General features: G+C 70.7%; 13 protein-coding genes. 12 read left to right on the top strand and 1 reads right to left on the bottom strand.

All coding sequences use genetic code 11. The features are described from left to right. The first annotated feature begins 51 nt into the window (after positions 1 to 51). The 9 genes from AB0N61_RS03615 (at position 52) to AB0N61_RS03575 (ending at position 13,916) form a co-directional block, all read left to right on the top strand. Positions 52 to 651 carry a GNAT family N-acetyltransferase gene (locus tag AB0N61_RS03615; protein WP_363361784.1) on the top strand — a complete coding sequence of 200 codons (600 nt, stop codon included), beginning with the start codon at positions 52 to 54 and terminating at the stop codon, positions 649 to 651. Between the two features lie 319 nt (positions 652 to 970). Beyond that, the gene (locus AB0N61_RS03610) at positions 971 to 2,500 is read left to right on the top strand and encodes an ABC transporter substrate-binding protein (protein ID WP_363361782.1); all 1,530 of its coding nucleotides are present in this window, start codon (positions 971 to 973) and stop codon (positions 2,498 to 2,500) included. Positions 2,501 to 2,530: 30 nt separating this feature from the next. Further along, positions 2,531 to 3,472: an ABC transporter permease gene (locus AB0N61_RS03605; RefSeq protein ID WP_363361780.1), complete on the top strand. Its 942-nt coding sequence runs from the start codon at positions 2,531 to 2,533 to the stop codon at positions 3,470 to 3,472. Beyond that, complete coding sequence (locus AB0N61_RS03600) at positions 3,469 to 5,265, top strand: dipeptide/oligopeptide/nickel ABC transporter permease/ATP-binding protein (protein ID WP_363361778.1); 1,797 nt, start codon at positions 3,469 to 3,471, stop codon at positions 5,263 to 5,265. Before AB0N61_RS03605 ends, AB0N61_RS03600 begins: the two co-directional genes overlap by 4 nt. After that, on the top strand, positions 5,262 to 6,110 hold the full coding sequence (locus AB0N61_RS03595; protein ID WP_363361776.1) for an ATP-binding cassette domain-containing protein: 849 nt from the start codon (positions 5,262 to 5,264) through the stop codon (positions 6,108 to 6,110). Before AB0N61_RS03600 ends, AB0N61_RS03595 begins: the two co-directional genes overlap by 4 nt. Positions 6,111 to 6,178: 68 nt before the next feature. Beyond that, positions 6,179 to 9,010 carry a family 78 glycoside hydrolase catalytic domain gene (locus AB0N61_RS03590; protein ID WP_363361775.1) on the top strand — a complete coding sequence of 944 codons (2,832 nt, stop codon included), beginning with the start codon at positions 6,179 to 6,181 and terminating at the stop codon, positions 9,008 to 9,010. A 31-nt stretch (positions 9,011 to 9,041) separates the two neighbouring features. Further along, a complete protein-coding gene (locus tag AB0N61_RS03585) occupies positions 9,042 to 11,435 on the top strand; it encodes a glycoside hydrolase family 3 N-terminal domain-containing protein (protein ID WP_363361774.1) in 2,394 nt (797 codons plus the stop codon). Position 11,436: 1 nt separating this feature from the next. Continuing rightward, positions 11,437 to 12,897 carry a glycoside hydrolase family 43 protein gene (locus AB0N61_RS03580; protein ID WP_363361772.1) on the top strand — a complete coding sequence of 487 codons (1,461 nt, stop codon included), beginning with the start codon at positions 11,437 to 11,439 and terminating at the stop codon, positions 12,895 to 12,897. A 56-nt stretch (positions 12,898 to 12,953) separates the two neighbouring features. Further along, positions 12,954 to 13,916: an acetylxylan esterase gene (locus AB0N61_RS03575; protein WP_363361770.1), complete on the top strand. Its 963-nt coding sequence runs from the start codon at positions 12,954 to 12,956 to the stop codon at positions 13,914 to 13,916. Here the strand turns inward: AB0N61_RS03575 and AB0N61_RS03570 are convergent. Continuing rightward, entirely contained in the window at positions 13,846 to 15,246 is a 1,401-nt protein-coding gene (locus tag AB0N61_RS03570) for an MFS transporter (protein WP_363361769.1), read from the bottom strand. The genes AB0N61_RS03575 and AB0N61_RS03570 overlap by 71 nt on opposite strands. Before the next feature lie 71 nt (positions 15,247 to 15,317). On the opposite strand from AB0N61_RS03570, the gene AB0N61_RS03565 reads away from it, so the two are divergent. From AB0N61_RS03565 to AB0N61_RS03555, 3 genes are all read left to right on the top strand, one after another. Then, a complete protein-coding gene (locus AB0N61_RS03565; protein WP_363361767.1) occupies positions 15,318 to 16,370 on the top strand; it encodes a LacI family DNA-binding transcriptional regulator in 1,053 nt (350 codons plus the stop codon). Between the two features lie 86 nt (positions 16,371 to 16,456). Continuing rightward, the gene (locus AB0N61_RS03560) at positions 16,457 to 17,128 is read left to right on the top strand and encodes a GntR family transcriptional regulator (RefSeq protein WP_363361765.1); all 672 of its coding nucleotides are present in this window, start codon (positions 16,457 to 16,459) and stop codon (positions 17,126 to 17,128) included. After that, positions 17,125 to 18,363: an MFS transporter gene (locus AB0N61_RS03555; protein ID WP_363361763.1), complete on the top strand. Its 1,239-nt coding sequence runs from the start codon at positions 17,125 to 17,127 to the stop codon at positions 18,361 to 18,363. The genes AB0N61_RS03560 and AB0N61_RS03555 overlap by 4 nt, the downstream gene beginning before the upstream one ends. The last annotated feature ends 25 nt before the right edge of the window (positions 18,364 to 18,388 follow it).

Here is an 18,388-nt window from a genome sequence, read left to right as displayed (position 1 = left end):
AATTTACCGATGCGTTGGGGTTTTCGCGGTGTTCTCTTCTACACTTCCACCATGCCACTCATGCGACCGTTCCGCCCCGGGGATGAGCCCGCCATCGCCCGCATCTGCCTCGCGACCGCCGACAACGGCGCAGACGCCACGGGGCAGCTCGACGACGACGACATCCTGCCGGAGCTGTTCGCGCTGCCGTACCTCGCTCGGCACCCCGAGTTCGTGCGGATCGTCGAGTCCGACGACGGGCGCCCCATCGGGTACATCGTGGGTGCGCCGGACAGCGGGGATTTCGAGAGCTGGTTCGGGTCGACCTGGTGGCCCCGCAACGGCGAGCGGTGGCCGATGCCCGCGACGTTCGCCTCGCGCACCGACGGCATGATCGGGTACGGCTACTCGCGCGGACACGGCGACATCCTCGTGAGCGACGCCTTCCCCGCGCATCTGCACATCGACCTGCTCCCCGAGGCGCAGGGGGCGGGGTGGGGGAGGGCCCTCATCGCCGAGCTGGGCTCCGCGCTGCGCGCGGCAGGTGTCGCAGGGGTGCACGCGGACGTGTCGAAGGAGAACGAGGGTGCACTGCGGTTCTACCCGAGAGTCGGATTCGAGACCGTGTCCGAGGACGAGCGCAGCGTGAGATTCGGACTGCGTCTGGTCTGATCGACGACACGCGGGCCCCGGTGCACCGTGTCGGTCGGGGAACTGCTCGACCGGGAGGACGCGGAGATTGGTGAGCGCTGCGACGGAAGTCGCATGACGACATGATCACGCGTGGTGTGCGCCGCACTGTTCGCATGTTTCCGATTCGTTACAGGACGGCGGTCGCTTCCGGCTTGTCGAATCCGCGTCGGTCGCTTACTCTCGATTTTAGAGAACGTTCTACAAAATCGCTGAGCGTCCTGCGAACGCCATCGGAGTCTCGTTCTCGTACGCCGGTTCTATGGGGATCCGGCTGGGCATCACCTACAAGGGAGTACACATGATTCACCCGCATGGCCGCCGCGTCGCGGCCGTCGCCTCGGTGGTAGTCGTCGGAGCCCTCGCGCTCTCGGCATGCTCGGGCTCGACCGACGGCGGCTCCGCCGACAGCAGCGCCGACACGCTCACGCTCGCCATGAGCCAGGACATCGAGGGCTTCGACCCCCGCGTCCAGCCCGGCTACCAGAACTGGCCGGCCGACGCCGTCTGGGACAAGCTCGTCAAGTGCGACTCGACCGCGGGCCTCGAGGAGGACATCGCGGAGTCGTGGGACCTGCTCCCCGAGAACAAGGGCATGACCGCCCACCTGCGCGAGGGCGTGAAGTTCTCGGACGGCACGGACCTCACCGCCGACGACATCAAGGCCAGCTACGACTACATGGCGGAGCCCGAGAGCGCGCGCGCCGCCGACTACGCGAGCATGACCGTCACGGTCGTCGACCCGCTAACGGTCACCCTGGAGTGGGCCGAGCCGCAGCCGCTCGTGAACACCCTGCTGTGCGACATCAACATCACCAGCGCCGACTACCTCGAGTCCGGCGACTTCCTCGACGAGCCGCTCGGCTCGGGACCCTACGTGATCGACATGGACAAGACCACGGTCGGCTCCGAGTACGTGTACACGAAGAACGAGGACCACTGGAACGCCGACCACTACACGAAGAGCAACCTCGTCGTGAAGGTGCTCGACAACGAGTCCGCCATGGTCTCCGCCCTGAAGACCGGTCAGGTGGCCGGTGGTCTCGTCTCCGACCAGGCGCGTGCCGAGGCGGAGTCCTCCGGTCTCGAGATCAAGGACTTCGAGGGTCAGACGGTCCGCCTGCTGCTCACCGACCACGAGGGCGTGAAGTACCCGGCGCTCGGCGACCTGCGCGTGCGCCAGGCGATCAACATGGTCTTCGACAAGCAGGCCATCGCGGACTCGATCTACCTCGGCAACGCCGAGCCGACCGCGCAGACCTTCCGCAAGGGATCCGACGCGTACATCGAGGACCTCGAGGACCCGTACCCCTTCGACGTCGACGCCGCGAAGGCGCTCATGACCGAGGCGGGCTACGCCGATGGGTTCGACATCGAGCTCCCGTCGCTCGACGGCAACCTCGACCACATCATGCCGTACGTGATCGAGCAGCTCGGCGCGATCAACATCCGTGCGACGGAGAAGGTGCTCTCGGGCGCGAACGCCATCGAGGACCTTCTCTCGGGCACCTACCCCGTGGTCCTGTTCGAGCTCGGCAACCTGGGTGATTCCACGTTCCAGATCTACGTCGAGGACTCGACCGACGGCTGGTGGAACCTCTCGGACCAGTCCGACGACTTCGTGATGTCGCGCTACAACCAGCTCGCCACGGCCGCTCCCGAGGACGTGCCGGCGATCGAGCAGGAGATCAACCAGCACATCATCGACGAGGCATGGCAGGCCCCGCTGGTGTACAAGGGCACGCACTTCGCGTACGACGCCGATCAGCTCTCGATCCCGACGGACTCGGACATCGAGGCCCTCGCGCCCAAGCTGCGCGACTTCCAGTAACCCTCGAATAGCGGACGGGAGAGACCAGCTGTGCTGTTCAACCTTCTGAAGAACCTCGTGAGATCACTCGGGGTCTTCCTGGTGACGACCTTCATCACGTTCTCGATGATGTTCGGCAACCCGACGGGCATCGCGTCCTCGGTGCTCGGCATCGGGGCCACCCCCGAGAGCGTGCAGGCGAAGGTGGTGCAGCTCGGTCTCGACCGTCCGCTCCTCGTGCAGTACGGGGACTGGCTCGTCTCCGCCCTGACCGGCGACCTCGGCCGGTCCTTCTACAGCGGGCAGTCCGTTGTCGCCGCGCTCTCGCAGCGCGTGCCGGTCACGCTCTCCGTGATCGTCCCGGCGCTGATCCTCACGGCCCTGCTGAGCGTCCTGCTCGGCGTCGGCGCCGCGGTCAAGGGCGGCGCGCTCGACCGGATCGTGCAGTTCATCTCGGTCGCCGGCACCGCCGTCCCGAACTTCATCATCGCGATCGCCCTGGTGTTCACCTTCGCGATCAGCCTCCGCGTCTTCCCCGCGACCGGCTTCACGCCGTTCGCGACGAACCCCGGACTGTGGGTGGCATCCATCATCCTGCCGATGGTGTCGCTCCTGGTCGGAGCCGTCGCCGGCGGCGCCCAGCAGTTCCGCACCGCCATGCTCGACACGCTGGGCAACGACTACATCCGCACCCTCCGTGCCCGCGGCATGAAAGAGGGGCCGATCATCTTCCAGCACGCGCTGCGCAACGCGGCCGCACCCGGACTCACCGTGGTCAGCCTCACGACGCTCAGCCTCCTCGGCGGCGCGGTCTTCATCGAGCAGGTGTTCGCGCTGCCGGGCCTCGGCCAGCTCGCGACCGAGGCGTCGAAGATCAGCGACGTGCCGATGGTCATGGGCACCGTGCTCGTGACCGTGCTCATCGTGCTCGTCATCAACTTCACCGCCGACCTTCTCATCCAGGCGCTCAACCCGAAGGCGAGGAAGCGATGAACGCCACCACCGCACTGACCCCCACCGTCGAGCGCGTGGAGGACCAGCGCCGCTTCCCGGTGCTGCGCAAGCTCGTGAAGAACCCCATCGCCGTCGTGTCGATGCTGTGGTTCGCCATCGTCCTGCTGACGGCCGCCTTCGCGCCGCTGATCGCGACGGGCGACCCGAACTCCACCGATCTGTCGGCGGCGAACTCTGCGCCGTTCAGCCCCGGTCACCCCCTCGGCGGCGACGCCGCGGGTCGCGACATCCTCAACCGGCTGATCTGGGGTTCGCAGTCGACCGTGCTCGCGGTCGCGATCGTGACCGTGGTCTCGCTGCTCATCGGTGTGACGTCGGGTCTCGTCGCCGGGTTCTACCGCGGCCGGTTCGAGACCATCGCGAACTTCGTGACCGACATCATCATGTCGCTCCCCGGGATCGTGCTGCTCATCGCGCTGTACGCGCTCACCGGTCCCAACATCCCGGTCGCGATGGCGGTCTTCGGACTCCTCATCGCCCCCTCCTACTACCGACTCGTGCGCTCGATCGTCGTGACCGTGCGCAACGAGCTGTACGTCGATGCGGCCCGTGTCGTCGGTCTCTCGGACCTGCGCATCGTCGGCAGGCACGTCCTCTGGGCCGTGCGGGCGCCGGTGATCATCCAGAGCTCCTTCACGATGGCCGCCGGCATCGGCATCGAGGCCGGCGTGTCCTTCCTCGGCCTCGGCGACCCGACGAGCTCGTCGTGGGGCATCATGCTCCAGCAGTCGTTCAAGTCGATCTACAACAACCCCGTCAGCATCTTCTGGCCCGCGCTCGTGATCACCATCAGCGTGCTGGCGCTGATCCTGTTCGGCAACGCTCTCAGCGACGTGCTGCAGTCGTCGGCACGCAGCAAGGTGCTGTCGCGCAGCAAGCGCCGCGCGGCGATCGCCGCGTCGGTGGCCTCCCTGCGGGAGGCCGACGACGACAGCCGTCGTGAGCAGTCCGAGCTGAGCAGCTCCGACGACGTGCTCCTGTCGATCCGCGACCTTCGCATCGGGTACCCGGCACCGGACGGCACCGTCCGCGAGGTCGTGCACGGGGCGAACCTCGACATCCGCCGTGGCGAGATCCACGGACTCGTCGGAGAATCCGGATCGGGCAAGTCGCAGATGGCCTTCTCGACGCTCGGCATCCTCCCGCGCGAGGCGATCATCCTGGGCGGATCCGTGCTGCTCGACGGCGAGGACCTGCTGGAGAGCCCGCAGAAGCAGCGCGCGGCCCGCGGCGCCCGCATCGGCTACGTCCCGCAGGAGCCGATGTCGAACCTCGACCCGACGTTTACGATCGGCGCGCAGCTGATCAAGGGCCTGCGCGCAGCGCGCCCGATGAGCAAGAGCGACGCGGAGGCGCGTCTGACCGCCCTCCTCGAACGGGTCGGCATCCGTGACGCGAAGCGTGTGATGGGCCTGTACCCGCACGAGATCTCCGGCGGCATGGCGCAGCGCGTCCTCATCTGCGGCGCGATCGCCTCCGACCCCGACATCATCGTCGCCGACGAGCCGACCACCGCGCTCGACGTCACGATCCAGGCGGAGGTCCTCGACATCCTCCGCAGGCTGAGCGAGGAGCGGGGTCTGGCCATGATCCTCGTGACCCACAACCTCGGGGTCGTCGCCGATCTCTGCGACACCGTCAGCGTGATGAAGGACGGCCGCATCGTCGAGAAGGCGGATGTCGAGGATCTCTTCGAGGCGCCGACGCAGGACTACACCAAGAGGCTGCTCGCGTCCTCCCGGAGCGTCGAGCTGATGGAGGACGACAAGTGAACGAGCCCATCCTCGAGGTCCGCGACCTCGTCGTGCGCTTCCCCGGCAAGCGGCGCAGCACGACCGAGGTGATCCACGGCGTCTCCTTCGACCTCCACGCGGGCGAGACGCTCAGCCTGGTGGGCGAGTCGGGCTCCGGCAAGACGACCATCGGTCGTGCCATCCTGGGCCTCGCGCCGGTCAGCGAGGGGTCGGTCTCGTTCCGCGGCCGCACCATCAGCAACGTCTCGAGGGCGGAGCGCCGCCGCGCGGCATCCGACATCCAGGTGGTCTTCCAGGACCCCTACACCTCGCTCAATCCGTCGATGACCGTCGAGAGCATCCTCGTCGAGCCGCTCGCCGCGGCAGGTGTGAGCGGGGGGCGCACCCGCGTGCGAGAGCTGCTCGACGCGGTCGGACTCCCGGCGGATGCCGGACGCCGCTACCCCCGCGAGTTCTCGGGCGGGCAGCGTCAGCGCATCGCGATCGCGCGGGCGCTCGCACTCGACCCGGCGGTCATCATCTGCGACGAGCCGACCAGCGCGCTGGACGTCACGACGCAGGCCACGGTGCTCGGGCTCTTCAAGGAGCTGCAGGAGCGCACCGGCGTCGCCTACCTGTTCATCAGCCATGACCTGGGCGTGGTCAACTCGATCAGCGATCGCATCGCCGTGCTCTACCAGGGCGACATCGTCGAGCTCGGCGAGGCGCACCAGGTCGCGACGGCACCGCGCCACGAGTACACGCACCGCCTGCAGATGGCCGCGCCCATCGCGCACCCCAGGAAGCAGCGCGAGCGACGCGCCGAACGCCAGCGGATGCTGCAGCAGGCGGCGGATGCCGCCGGCGAGCGCTCCGCGTCCTGACCATCGCCCTCACGACATCCACCGAAGACAGCGGCAGCCACCATCCGCGGCCGCCGCAGGAGAACGACATGACCACCGCCGTCCCGAGCGCCCCACGTTTCGAGCACTTCCCCCGCGCCCCCCGAGTCCTCGGAGTCGGCACTGCCGCTCCGCGGCTGTCGTGGAGCATCTCCGGAGCGGAGGACGGCTTCACCGCGGCGGCGGCCGAGATCGAGGTCACCACGTCGCACGGACGGACGGTCCACCGCGTCGACGGCGACAAGCAGGTCCTCGTTGCTTGGCCGTCCGAGGCGCTCTCCTCCCGCGAGGCGGCGGCCGTGCGGGTGCGCGTCAAGGACGGTGATACCTGGGGGAGTTGGGGCGCTCCGTCGACGGTCGAGGCAGGACTGCTCGACGCCGAGGACTGGGCGGCGTCGTTCGTCTCGCCCGTCGGCATCGGCGGCCTCGACCAGCCGGCCCCCATCGTCTCGCGCACGTTCGACGTGGCGGGCCCCGTGCGCTCCGCACGGCTGTACGCCACCGCCCACGGCATCTCCCAGCCGTTCCTCAACGGCGAGAGGGTCGACGACACCGTTCTCGCACCCGGGTGGACCTCGTACGACGACCGGCTCCGCTACTTCACCTACGACGTCACCTCGCTCATCGTCGAGGGCGCGAACGAGGTCTCCGCGTTGCTCGGCAACGGCTGGTGGCGGGGCTACCTCAGCTACCTGGGGGAGCGCGCTCTGTACGGCGATCGCCTCGCCCTGTGCGCGCAGCTCGAGATCGTCCTGCAGGACGGCACGGTGCAGCGCATCGCCACCGACGAGTCCTGGACCGCGCACGAGGGCCAGATCGTCGAGGACGACCTCTACAACGGCCAGACGACCGACCTGCGCCGCGATGCCGCACTGACGCCCCGCGTGCCCGTCGAGGTCGTCGACTCGGCGACCGCCGAGCTCGTCGCCCCGGATGCGGGGCCCGTGCGCCCGACCGGCATGCACGCGCCCGTGCGCATCTGGACCTCGCCCTCGGGCCGCACGCTCGTCGACTTCGGGCAGAACGCCGTCGGCTGGGTGCGTCTGCGCACGCGTGGACTCGCGGCCGGGACACAGGTCGTCGTGCGTCACGCCGAGGTGCTGGAGGACGGCGAGCTCGGGGTGCGTCCGCTGCGCACCGCCAAGGCGACCGACGCGTACACCCTCGCGGGGACGGGCGAGGAGGTCCTCGAGCCGGTGCTCACGCTGCACGGCTTCCAGTACGCCGAGGTCACGGGCGTTCCGGATCTGCGCGCGGACGACATCGTGCAGGTCCTCGTCGGCACCGATCTGGAGCGGACCGGATGGTTCGACTCGTCGCACGATCTGCTGAACCGCCTGCACGAGAACGTCGTCTGGGGAACGCGGAGCAACTTCGTCGACATTCCCACCGACTGCCCGCAGCGAAACGAGCGTCTCGGCTGGACGGGCGATGCCCAGATCTTCGGCCCGACCGGACAGTTCCTCTTCGACGTCTCGGGTCTGCTGACGTCGTGGCTCGCTGACCTCGCGGCCGAGCAGTATGCGAGCGGCGGAGTGCCGCACGTCGTCCCCAACACCAACCGCGACCGGGTCGACGACCCCGAGACCGCCGCGTGGGGCGATGCTGCGACGATCGTGCCGTGGACCCTCTACCAGCGTGCGGGGGATGCGGAGCTGCTGCGTCGTCAGTTGCCGAGCATGCGCGCGTGGGTCGACCGCATCGCCGAGCTCGCCGGAGACGATCTGCTGTGGCGTGGAGGATTCCAGTTCGGCGACTGGCTCGACCCGAGCGCCTCGCCGCACGATCCCCGCGACGCGAAGGCCGCGGAGGAGGTCGTCGCCACGGCCCACTTTGCGCGCTCCGCATGGATCGTCGGACAGGCGGCCGCGGTGATCGGCGACGCCGAGACCGCCGCCGCCTACAACCTGCTGGCGACGCGCATCCGCGCCGCCTTCGCCGACGCCTACGTCACCCCGCGCGGACGGCTGATGTCCGAGGCGCAGACGACCTATGCGCTCGCCCTCGAGTGGGACCTGCTGCCGACCCCCTCGCAGCGGGAGGAGGCGGGACGCCGTCTCGCTGATCTCGTCCGCACCAGCGGGTTCCGGATCGCGACGGGCTTCGTCGGTACGCCCCTGGTGTGCGATGCCCTCATCCACTCCGGCCACGCCCACCTCGCGTACCGGCTCCTGTTCCAGACCGCCTGCCCCTCGTGGCTCTACCCCGTGACGATGGGCGCGACGACGATCTGGGAGCGCTGGGACAGCATGCTGCCCGACGGGTCGATCAACCCCGGCGAGATGACCTCGTTCAACCACTTCGCGCTCGGCGCGATCGCGAACACCCTGCACTGCGCGATCGCGGGTCTCGAGCCGATCGAGCCCGCCTACCGCCGGGTGCGCATCGCGCCGGTCCCGCCGGCGCAGCTCGACAGGGCATCGGCACGTCACGAGAGCCCGTACGGCGAGATCGCCGTGGCGTGGGAGCGCGTCGGGGGCGAGTTCGTCGTCACCGCGACGATCCCGGCCGGCGTCGAGGCCGAGGTCGTGCTACCCGGATCCGTGGAGGTCGTCACGGCCCGTCACGGCGAGCACCGCTGGAGCATCGCCGATGAGTCCTCGGTGCGGGTCGACCTCACCGCCGGCACCATCCGCGACCTGATCGACGACAAGGAGGCGTGGGAAGCCGTCGTCGCGGCGACGACGCGCGCCGACCTCACGCCCCGAGGAGAGGAGCACGCGCTGCGCCTCGTGGCCGACTACCTCGACGCGCCGGCGGGCGAGGCGTCGTTCATCATCTCCGAGCACATCGAAGGCGGACGCGGCTTCCTCACGCGCGAGCACCCCGTGCACGCCGAGGTCGCCGCCGTCATCGCCGCCACCGCACGCGTCGCCGCCTGAGCACCCCGCGCCCCACCGAGAAAGACCAGACATGACCTCGAACGACCACCGGAACGCGGCGCTCTCCAGCCGAGAGCGCGCCGACCTCCTGCTGCGCGAGATGACGACTCTCGAGAAAGCCTGGCAGCTCACCGCCGTCCAGCCCTGGAAGCTCACGTCGCACGACGGGGCCGAGCCGCCGGAACTCGATCGGATGCTCAAGCGCAACCCCGGTCACATCTCCAACCTCGCCTCCGACGACCCCGCGACCACCGCGCGTCTGGCGACCCAGATCCAGCGGGTCAGCGTCGAGCGCACCCGTCTCGGCATCCCCGCCCTCATCCACACCGAGGCCCTCAACGGCGTCATGGGAGGAGGGCACACCGTCTTCCCGACCGCCATCGGGCTCGCCGCGACGTGGAGCCCCGACCTGATCGAGGAGATGGCGGACGTGATCCGTGTGCAGATGCACCGCATCGGGCTGCGCCAGGCGCTGTCGCCGAACATGGACATCGCCCCGGATCCGCGCTGGGGCCGCGTGCACGAGACCTACGGCGAGGACCCCTACCTCTCGGCCGCGCTCAGCGTCGCCTTCACCCGCGGGCTCCAGGGTCGCCTCACCGACGGCGTCGTGGCCACCGCGAAGCACTTCGTCGGTTACGGCAAGCCGGAGGCGGGCATCAACCTCGGCGGCGTCGAGATCGGTGCCCGTGCGCTGCGCGACACCTATGCCTTCCCGTTCGAGGCCGCGATCCAGATGGCCGGGCTCGCGTCGGTCATGAACTCCTACTCCGACATCGACGGCATCCCGGTGGGGGCCTCGCGCGAGATCCTCACCGACCTGCTGCGCGATGTGCTCGGGTTCACCGGCTTCGTGACCTCCGACTACACGACGCTCGACCACATGGTCGACCGGCAGCGCAATGCCGCCGACCCGGCGGAGGCGGGGCGCCTCGCGCTGCGCGCCGGACTCGACACCGAGAACCCGGTCGCGTACGGCTACGGCGACACGATCGCCGCGGAGGTCGAGCGCGGGGCCATCGAGGTCGACCTGCTCGACACCGCGGCACACCGCATCCTCGTCGCGAAGTTCGACCTCGGCCTGTTCGAGCACCCGTACCCGCAGGAGACTATCGAGGTCGCCGGCGTCGCCGCCGAGGGCCTCGACCTCAACCGGGAGCTCGCGGCACGCTCCGTCGTGCTGGTGAAGAACGACGGCATCCTGCCCCTCGAGCCGGGCACGCAGCGCGTCGCGGTGATCGGCCCGCACGCCGACGCGGTCAAGCTGCAGTTCCCCACCTACACCTTCCCCGCGTGGCGCGAGATGATGCAGGTCATGTCGTCCGGCGGCTTCGGGAACGCCGTCGGCGTCGACAAGAACATCGCCGAATGGAACGACGCGGTGCTGCCGCCGCGCGATCCCGCGCAGCTGCTCGCCGAGAGCCACGACGCCACGCCTCTCCACGCGTCGATCGCCGCCCACGCGGCATCCGTCGTCACCGAGCAGGGCTCGACCCTGACACGGCCGATCGAAGGCGGCATCGAGCGCGCCGTCGCCGCCGCAAAGGACTCCGACGTCGTCGTGCTCGCGCTCGGCGGCGCCAGCCTGTGGTTCAACGGCGAGCGCACGGAGGGCGAAGGCTCGGACTCCGCCGACATCGCGCTCCCCGCCGCGCAGCAGGAGCTCGCCGAGGCGGTCGCCGCCACAGGCAAGCGCCTCGTGGTGGTCCTCACCCAGGGGCGCGCCTACGCCCTGCCCGCGGTCGTGCGCGACGCGGCCGCGATCGTCGTGGCGACCTTCGGCGGGGCCTTCGGCCAGGCCGCCGTCGCCGACGCGCTCTTCGGGGCGGTCGACCCGTCGGGACACCTGCCCTACACCGTGCCGCGGCACGTCGGCCAGGTGCCCCTCGTGCACCACCACAAGGCGGGCACCGCCCAGCGCAACCCGCTTCCGCCGGGCACCGACCGGCTCTATCTGGACATGCCCTCGAGTCCGCTGTACCCGTTCGGTCATGGCCTGTCGTACACGTCGTTCGCGCTCTCCGACCTCGCGGTGGGGGGCGAGATCGACGCCTTCGGCCGCACCGAGGTCTCCCTGACCGTGACCAACACGGGCGACCGTGCGGGCGCCGCGGTGCCGCAGCTGTACCTGCGGGTGAACACCACCGGTGTGACCCGGCCGGCGCAGCAGCTCGGCGGGTTCGCCCGGGTCGTGCTCGAGGCCGGAGACTCGCGCCGGGTGACCTTCACGATCGACGCGACGCAGCTCGGCTACACGAACGTCGCGCGCGACTTCGCCGTCGAGCCGGCGCGGGTCGACGTGTTCGTCGGGCTCGACTCCGACGACCGTGCCCTCGAGGGCTCGTTCGACGTGGTCGGCGCTCCGCGTGTGCTCGGGTCGGCCGAGCGCACGTTCCTCACCGACGTCGCCGTGTCGGAGGCGTGACGTGGCGTCGACGAACGCGAGCGTGACGCCGATCGTCTCGGGCTTCCACCCTGATCCCACGATCTGCCGTGTCGGCGGCGACTACTACCTGGCGACGTCGAGCTTCGAGTACTTCCCCGGGGTGCCGCTCTTCCACAGCACCGACCTCGTGACGTGGACGCAGATCGGCAACGTCATGACCACGCGGGAGCAGTTCGTCGAGGGTGCCGCGCGTCCCTCCGGCGGCCTGTGGGCCGGGACCCTCCGCCACCGGGACGGCCTGTTCTACTACATCACCACCAACGTGTCGGACTTCGATGCGGGGCAGATCATCGTCACGGCCTCCGACCCTGCGGGGCCGTGGAGCGAGCCGGTGCACGTGCGCGGAGCGATCGGCATCGACCCCGACATCTGCTGGGACGACGACGGCGTGTGCCTGGTGACCTGGCATCGCTTCAACTGGAAGGTCGGCGGCATCGACGTCCACCAGGTCGCGATCGACCCCGCCACCGGCGAGCTCCTCGGCGAGTCCTACCCGGTGTGGCAGGGCAGCGGGATGCCCGCCGCCGAGGGGCCGCATCTGTACCACATCGGCGACTGGTGGTACCTGATGTTCGCCGAGGGTGGCACGGAGAAGGGGCACTCGGTCACCGTCGCCCGCGCGCCGCGCCCCGAGGGTCCGTACGAGGGATGCCCGGCGAACCCGATCCTCACGCGTCGGAGCACCTTCGCTCCGGTGGTCCACACCGGTCACGCTGACCTCGTGCAGACGCCAGAGGGCGACTGGGCGGCCGTGTACCTCGGCGTGCGTCCCGCCGGCAGCACGCCCGGCTATCACGTGCTCGGACGCGAGAGCTTCCTCTCCGGGATCGACTGGGTCGACGGCTGGCCGGTGTTCGTGACCGACCGCTACGAGATCCCGACGACCGATCCCGGTTTCGCCGAGGACTTCACGGGCGGGGCCGCGGCCTGGCACCCGCGCTGGGTGGTTCCCGCCGGTGACCTGTCCGAGATCGACCTCTCCGACGGTGCGGCGCGCGTGCCGGCGGGGCGGGCGCTGTGCGTGCGCGTGACCGACCTCACGTGGGAGGCCGAGGCCGAGCTCAGCGGCTCGTTCGAGCTGCGCATCGACGCCCGGCACTCCTACCGGCTCGAGGTCGAGGGCGACAGGGTGCGCGCGGTGCGCACGGTGGGCGGCTTCAGCCAGATCGTCGCCTCGCACGAGGTCGCGGGCGCAACGGAGCGGGTCTCCGTGCGGATCTCGGCGGTGCCGTCTCAGGAGCGTACGGTGCCGCTGGGCGACGCGGGCCCCGATGAGATCCTGCTCGCCGTCCGCGACGGTGACGCCTGGACGGAGCTGGCCCGTCTCGACGGCCGCTACGTGTCGACCGAGGTCGCCTCGGGCTTCACGGGGCGCGTCCTCGCGGTCGGCGACGCGTCGAGCGACACGCTGCTGCGCACGATGACCTACCGTGGTCGCTGAGGCGTTCCCCGACCGGTACGCGCTCGCACCCACCCGTAGGATCCGCGAGGAGACCCATGTCCCGATTCGACCTGCCCCTTCACGAGCTCGAGGGGTTCCGGCCCGACGTGCGTGAGCCCGCGGACTTCGACGAGTTCTGGGCGCGCACGCTCGCCGAGTCGCGCGCGTGCACGACGCCGAGCTCGGTCGGCGCCGCCGATCCGCTGCTGCCGGGAGTCGTGGCGCGGGACGTGCGCTTCTCGGGGTTTGGCGGCGAGCGGATCGCCGGCTGGCTGATCACACCCGCCGACGGTGACCCGCTGCGCGGAGCGGTGGTGCAGTACGTCGGCTACGGCGGCGGACGGGGTCTGGCGCATGAGCACCTCGCGTGGGCGACCGCCGGCTACGCGCATCTCGTCATGGACACGCGCGGGCAGGGCAGCGGGTGGAGCGTCGGCGCGACCCCTGATCCCTGGGGCGCCGGGCCCGCCGTCCCCGGCATGATGACGCGGGGCATCGAGGATCCGCACACGTACTACTACCGACGGCTGATAACCGACGCGGCACTCGCCGTCGACGCGATGCGCGCCCTCGACCTCGTCGCCCCCGACCGCGTGGCCGTCGCCGGCGGGAGTCAGGGCGGTGGACTGGCGCTTGCGGTGGCCGGCCTGGTGTCGGACATCCGCGCGCTCATCGCGGATGTCCCGTTCCTCTGCCATTTCGAGCGGGCGGTGGGGTACACCGATGCGGCGCCGTACCGCGAGATCCGCGATCTCCTCCGCATCCAGCGCGAGGCGGCGACGACAGTGTTCGAGACCCTGTCGTACATCGACGGGGTGAATTTCGCCCGGCGCGCGACCGCCCCCGCCCTCTTCTCGGTGGGGCTCGAGGACGTCGTGTGCCCGCCGTCGACCGTGTACGCCGCGCGCAACCACTACGCGGGGCCCTCCGAGGTCGATGTCTTCCCCTTCAACGGGCATGAGGGCGGCGGGGCGGAGCGCTGGCCCCGTCTGGCCCGGTGGCTCGACTCCCAGGCCTGACCGCGCGATCCGCACCGACCGGGGACGCGCGCGCTGCGTCCCACAGCAGGGCGAGGAGCGTCGTCACGACAGCCCCGCCGACGGCCACCCACGGCAGCACCTGCACCCCGATGCCGCTCACGACGAGACCGCCCAGCAGGGCGCCCCCGCCGATCGCGATGTTGAACACGGTCGTCTGCACTGCTCCGGCGACTCGGCGCATGGCCGGCGAGGCGGTGTGCATCATGCGCGTCTGCAGCATCATCGGCAGTCCGGCGAACGAGATGCTCGAGCCGATCGCGATCGCGAGCAGCGCGGGCGAGAGGCCGCCGTCGGCGGCGAGCGGGAACGCCGCCATGCAGCAGGCGAGCAGCGCGCCCGAGACCGCGAAGGTGGCGCGCGGGTACCGGTCGTAGAGGTGGCCCGCGGCGACGGCGCCGAGCGCTCCCGCCGCGCCGGTGATGAGGAGGTAGAGGGGGACGGTCGAGCGCGCGAGTCCGGCGACGTCCTCGAGCCAGACGGTGGTGTACGGGCCGAAGGAGGTCTGGCCGAGCACCAGCACGAGGATCAGCACGCAGATCACGGCGATCCCGAATGCCGTCCTGTCCCAGGCGATGCGTCGACGGGGCGTGCGCGCGTCGACGGGAGCGCTGTCGATGCGCGGCAGCCACCGCCACAGCACCAGGGTGACGGCCACGCCGGCGACCGCGACGGATGCGAACGCGAGGCGCCAGCCGAACAGCTCTCCGAGCGCGTTGCCGATCGGGATGCCGAGGATGCCGGCGAGCGAACCGCCGGCGGCCGTGAAGGCCATCGCCCGGCCGAGCTTCTCGCGCGGGACGATCTCGACCGCGTACGTCGAGACCACGGCCCAGAACAGGCCGTGCGCCAGGGCGCCGACCACGCGTCCGACGACGATGCCCTCGAAAGCGGGGGCGATCGCCACCAGGACGTTGCTCAGACTGAGGATCGCGAGGCTGACGACCACGAGGGTCTTGCGGCCGATCCTGGCCGTCACGATCGCGAGCGGGGCCGTGGCGACGACGACGGTGAAGGCGAAGACCGTCACCATCTGCCCCACGAGTCCGACGCCGATGCCGAGGTCGTCGGAGATCTGCGGGACGAGACCGCCGGGCAGGAACTCGGCGGTCTGGGCGAGGAAGATGCCCGAGGCCAGCGCGAGGAGGCTCACGACGGGCAGTCGGCGATCCGGGGCGGGCGGGTGCGACGACGACGAGGACGCGAAGGAGGACGAGTGGCGCTGCTTCATGTCAGCGGGATCCAGCCGGTACCCATTGCTCACACCGGGTGCCGGGGATGCGGACGCCACGAGCGTGGCGGGGACCTCCATGCTAGCCGATGTCGGATAACGTTCTCTCAGGTATCACCGAGGAGCCGAGGGCGGGCGAGAGGAGCGGGCGGATGACCGACACCGACGGGGGCCGTCCCGCGCGGACGAAGCGCGCCACGATCGTCGACGTCGCCCGGCACGCCGGCGTGTCGACGGCGTCCGCGTCGAAGGTGCTGCGCAACGCCTACGGCGTCAGCGACGCGATGAAGGAGCGCGTGCAGGCCTCCATGGAAGCGCTGGAGTACCGCCCGCATCGTCCGGCCAGGGGCATGCGCGGACGCACCTACACCGTGGGCATGATGGTGTCCGACATCGACAACCCGTACTTCAGCCTCATCGCCGACGGGTTGGCGAGCGTCCTGCGCCCCAGCGACTACGAGCTGCTGGTGTCTCCGGGCGGCTATGACGCGGCGTCGCAGAACCAGGCGATCGAGGCGCTCATCGATCACCAGATGGACGGTCTGATCCTCGTCGCCCCGCTCGTTTCGCCGGCAGACCTCGAACGGGTCTCGGGAGAGATACCGGTGGTCGTCGTCGGAAGCCACACGGCCTCGCCGAGCGTCGACTCCGTGTCCGGGGATGACCAGCTGGGATCGCGGCTCGTGGTCGACCACCTGGTCGCGCTCGGTCATCGGCGCATCGGTTTCGTCGCGAACCATCAGGTCGCGGCGGAGTCGCACCGTCCCGAGAGCGTGCGTCTCGCGGGGTTCCTCGAGGCGATGGCGCAGCACGACCTGTCCGACGAGGCGGTCGTGATCGACACGCAGTGGAGCCTGGAGGGAGGGCGCGACGCCGTGCGGTTGATCGACGCCCTCGACAATCCGCCCTCCGCCGTCTTCGCGGGAGCGGACATCACGGCGCTCGGCATGATGAGCGAGCTCTGGGAGGGGAGTCGATCGGCGCCTGACGCGTACTCGCTCGCGGGATACGACAACTCCCGCATCGCCTCGATCGGACCGATCGGGCTCACCACCGTCGACCAGTCGGGCCACGAGGTCGGGGCATCGGCGGGGCGTCTTCTGCTCGAGCGCATCGGCGGGCGTGGGGAGGCCTCGCACCTGCTGCTCCGCCCCGAACTCGTCGTGCGCACGACCACGGCGCCCCCGACGCCCCGGGCGCTCTGAGGCTGCACGCCCTCGATCCCGACCGTTCCCGCGGGATCCGGGGACGTCGCTGGCGCATCGTGATAGATGCATCATAGTATTTATCCATGAATGTATCCGCGCTGCCCTGGAACGATGTCGACGCGTCGATCGGCTCCCGTATCGCGGCGCGACTCGCGCGGTCGATCGTCGACGGGACGATCGGGCCCGGTGAGCTGCTGACCGAGGCCGATGCGGCCGCGCTCGAGAACGCGAGCCGCACCCCCGCGCGGGAGGCCATGCTGCAGCTCGAGCGGTGGGGCCTGGTGCGGCTGCTGCCCAAGAAGGGGGCGATCGTCACCGCGCCGTCACCGGCCGAGCGTCGCGATCTGCTCCAGCTGCGCACCACGCTCGAGATCGCCGCGCTGGAGCGCGCGTCGACCGCGCCCGTCGCTCTGCAGAGCCTGATCGAGACCCTCGGTGCGGCGCTCGAGGCGCAGCGCCGGGCGCTGGCCGACACCGACTCGGGCGCCTTCGCCGACGCGGACTTCGCGTTCCACGCGGCGATCATCGGCGCCGACGGCAACGGCGTGGTCCGGGAGGTGATGAGAGCGCTCGGCCCGCGCTTCGCCCGGCTCACCCACCTCGCCCTCGCGGAGCGCCCCGCGCGAGCGGCGGTCCTCCTCGCCGAGCACGACGAGCTCGCCCGCCTCGCCGGGTCGCCGTCGGCCGAGTTCGCCGCCCAGCTGCGTCGGCACGTCGACGAGGGCCACGACGAGGGCGCCGGGCACGCGTGGTGAGCGGGATCCCCGGGCGTCGGGCCTGGGCGGGGCCCGCGCCGGTGCTGTTCATGCTGGCGTGGGGCGGCAACCACTTCACCCCGCTGCTGAGCATCTACGAGCACGAGGGGCCGTACGACCCGTGGCAGGCGAACCTGCTCCTCGGCATGTACGTGGCGGGGCTCATCCCCGGCCTGCTGGTGGCCTCGGCGCTGTCGGACGCGTACGGACGCCGCCCCCTCGTCCTCGCCGGAGCAGTGGCCGCCGTCGCCGGCAGCGCCATGATCGCCACCGGGCTGCACCTGCTGCCCCTGCTGTGCGCCGGGCGCGCGCTCGCCGGAGTCGGCGTCGGCATCGCGATGGCGGTGGGGACGAGCTGGATCAAGGAGCTCTCGTCGCCGCCCTTCGATCGCCTCGACCCGCGTCGTCCGGCGCGTGGCGCCGCCCGCGCCTCACTGACCCTCACGCTCGGCTTCGGCCTGGGCGCCGGCGTCACGGGGGCGCTCGGACAGTGGGCGCCCGCGCCCACCGTGACGCCGTTCGTCGTGCACGGGGTGCTCACCCTCATCGCCCTGGTGCCCGCGGCGCTCGCCCCCGAGTCGCTCACTCCCCAGGTGCGCGAAGCCCGTCGTGCGGCCGGGCCGTGGTGGCGTGATCTGCGGGTGCCCGCCGCGCGGCACGTCCGCTTCCGCGGCGTGATCGCCCCGCTCGCGCCGTGGGTGTTCGCGGCCGCGGGCGTCGCGTACGCGATCATGCCCGCCGTCGCGCAGGAGAGCCTGGGGGAGTCGGCGACGATCTACGCCACCGTCCTCACCGTCCTCACCCTCGGCGCGGGGGCCGCGACGCAGAACCTCGTGCCCTGGCTCAACCGCCGCACCGGGGGTCGGGCGAACGTCATCGGCCTGTCCGGGATGTCGGCGGGCATGGTCATGGCGTGCCTCGCCTCGCTCAGCGGCAATCCCGCGTTCGCCTTCGTCGTCGCCCTGGTGCTGGGGTCGTCGTACGGTATCTGCGTGCTGGCCGGTCTCATCCAGGTGCAGGCCATCGCCGCGCCCCGGGACCTCGCCGGGCTCACCGGCGTCTACTACTCGCTCACCTACGTCGGGTTCCTCCTGCCGGCGCTGCTGGCGGCGGCGCTCCCGTTCGTGCCCTACGCCGTCTCGCTCGCGGCGGTCGCGGGCGTGTGCCTCGCGACCCTCGGGGTCGTCGCCTGGAACAACGGGCGGCTGCACGCCGACGGGGCGGAGAGCACCTGAGTGCTCCCCGCCCCGTCCGCCGCCC

This window comes from Microbacterium sp. NPDC089320, assembly GCF_040684875.1.
GTDB lineage: Bacteria > Actinomycetota > Actinomycetes > Actinomycetales > Microbacteriaceae > Microbacterium.
Note: the sequence above shows the minus strand (reverse complement) of the source record. Positions and strands in the feature narration are given on the sequence as shown.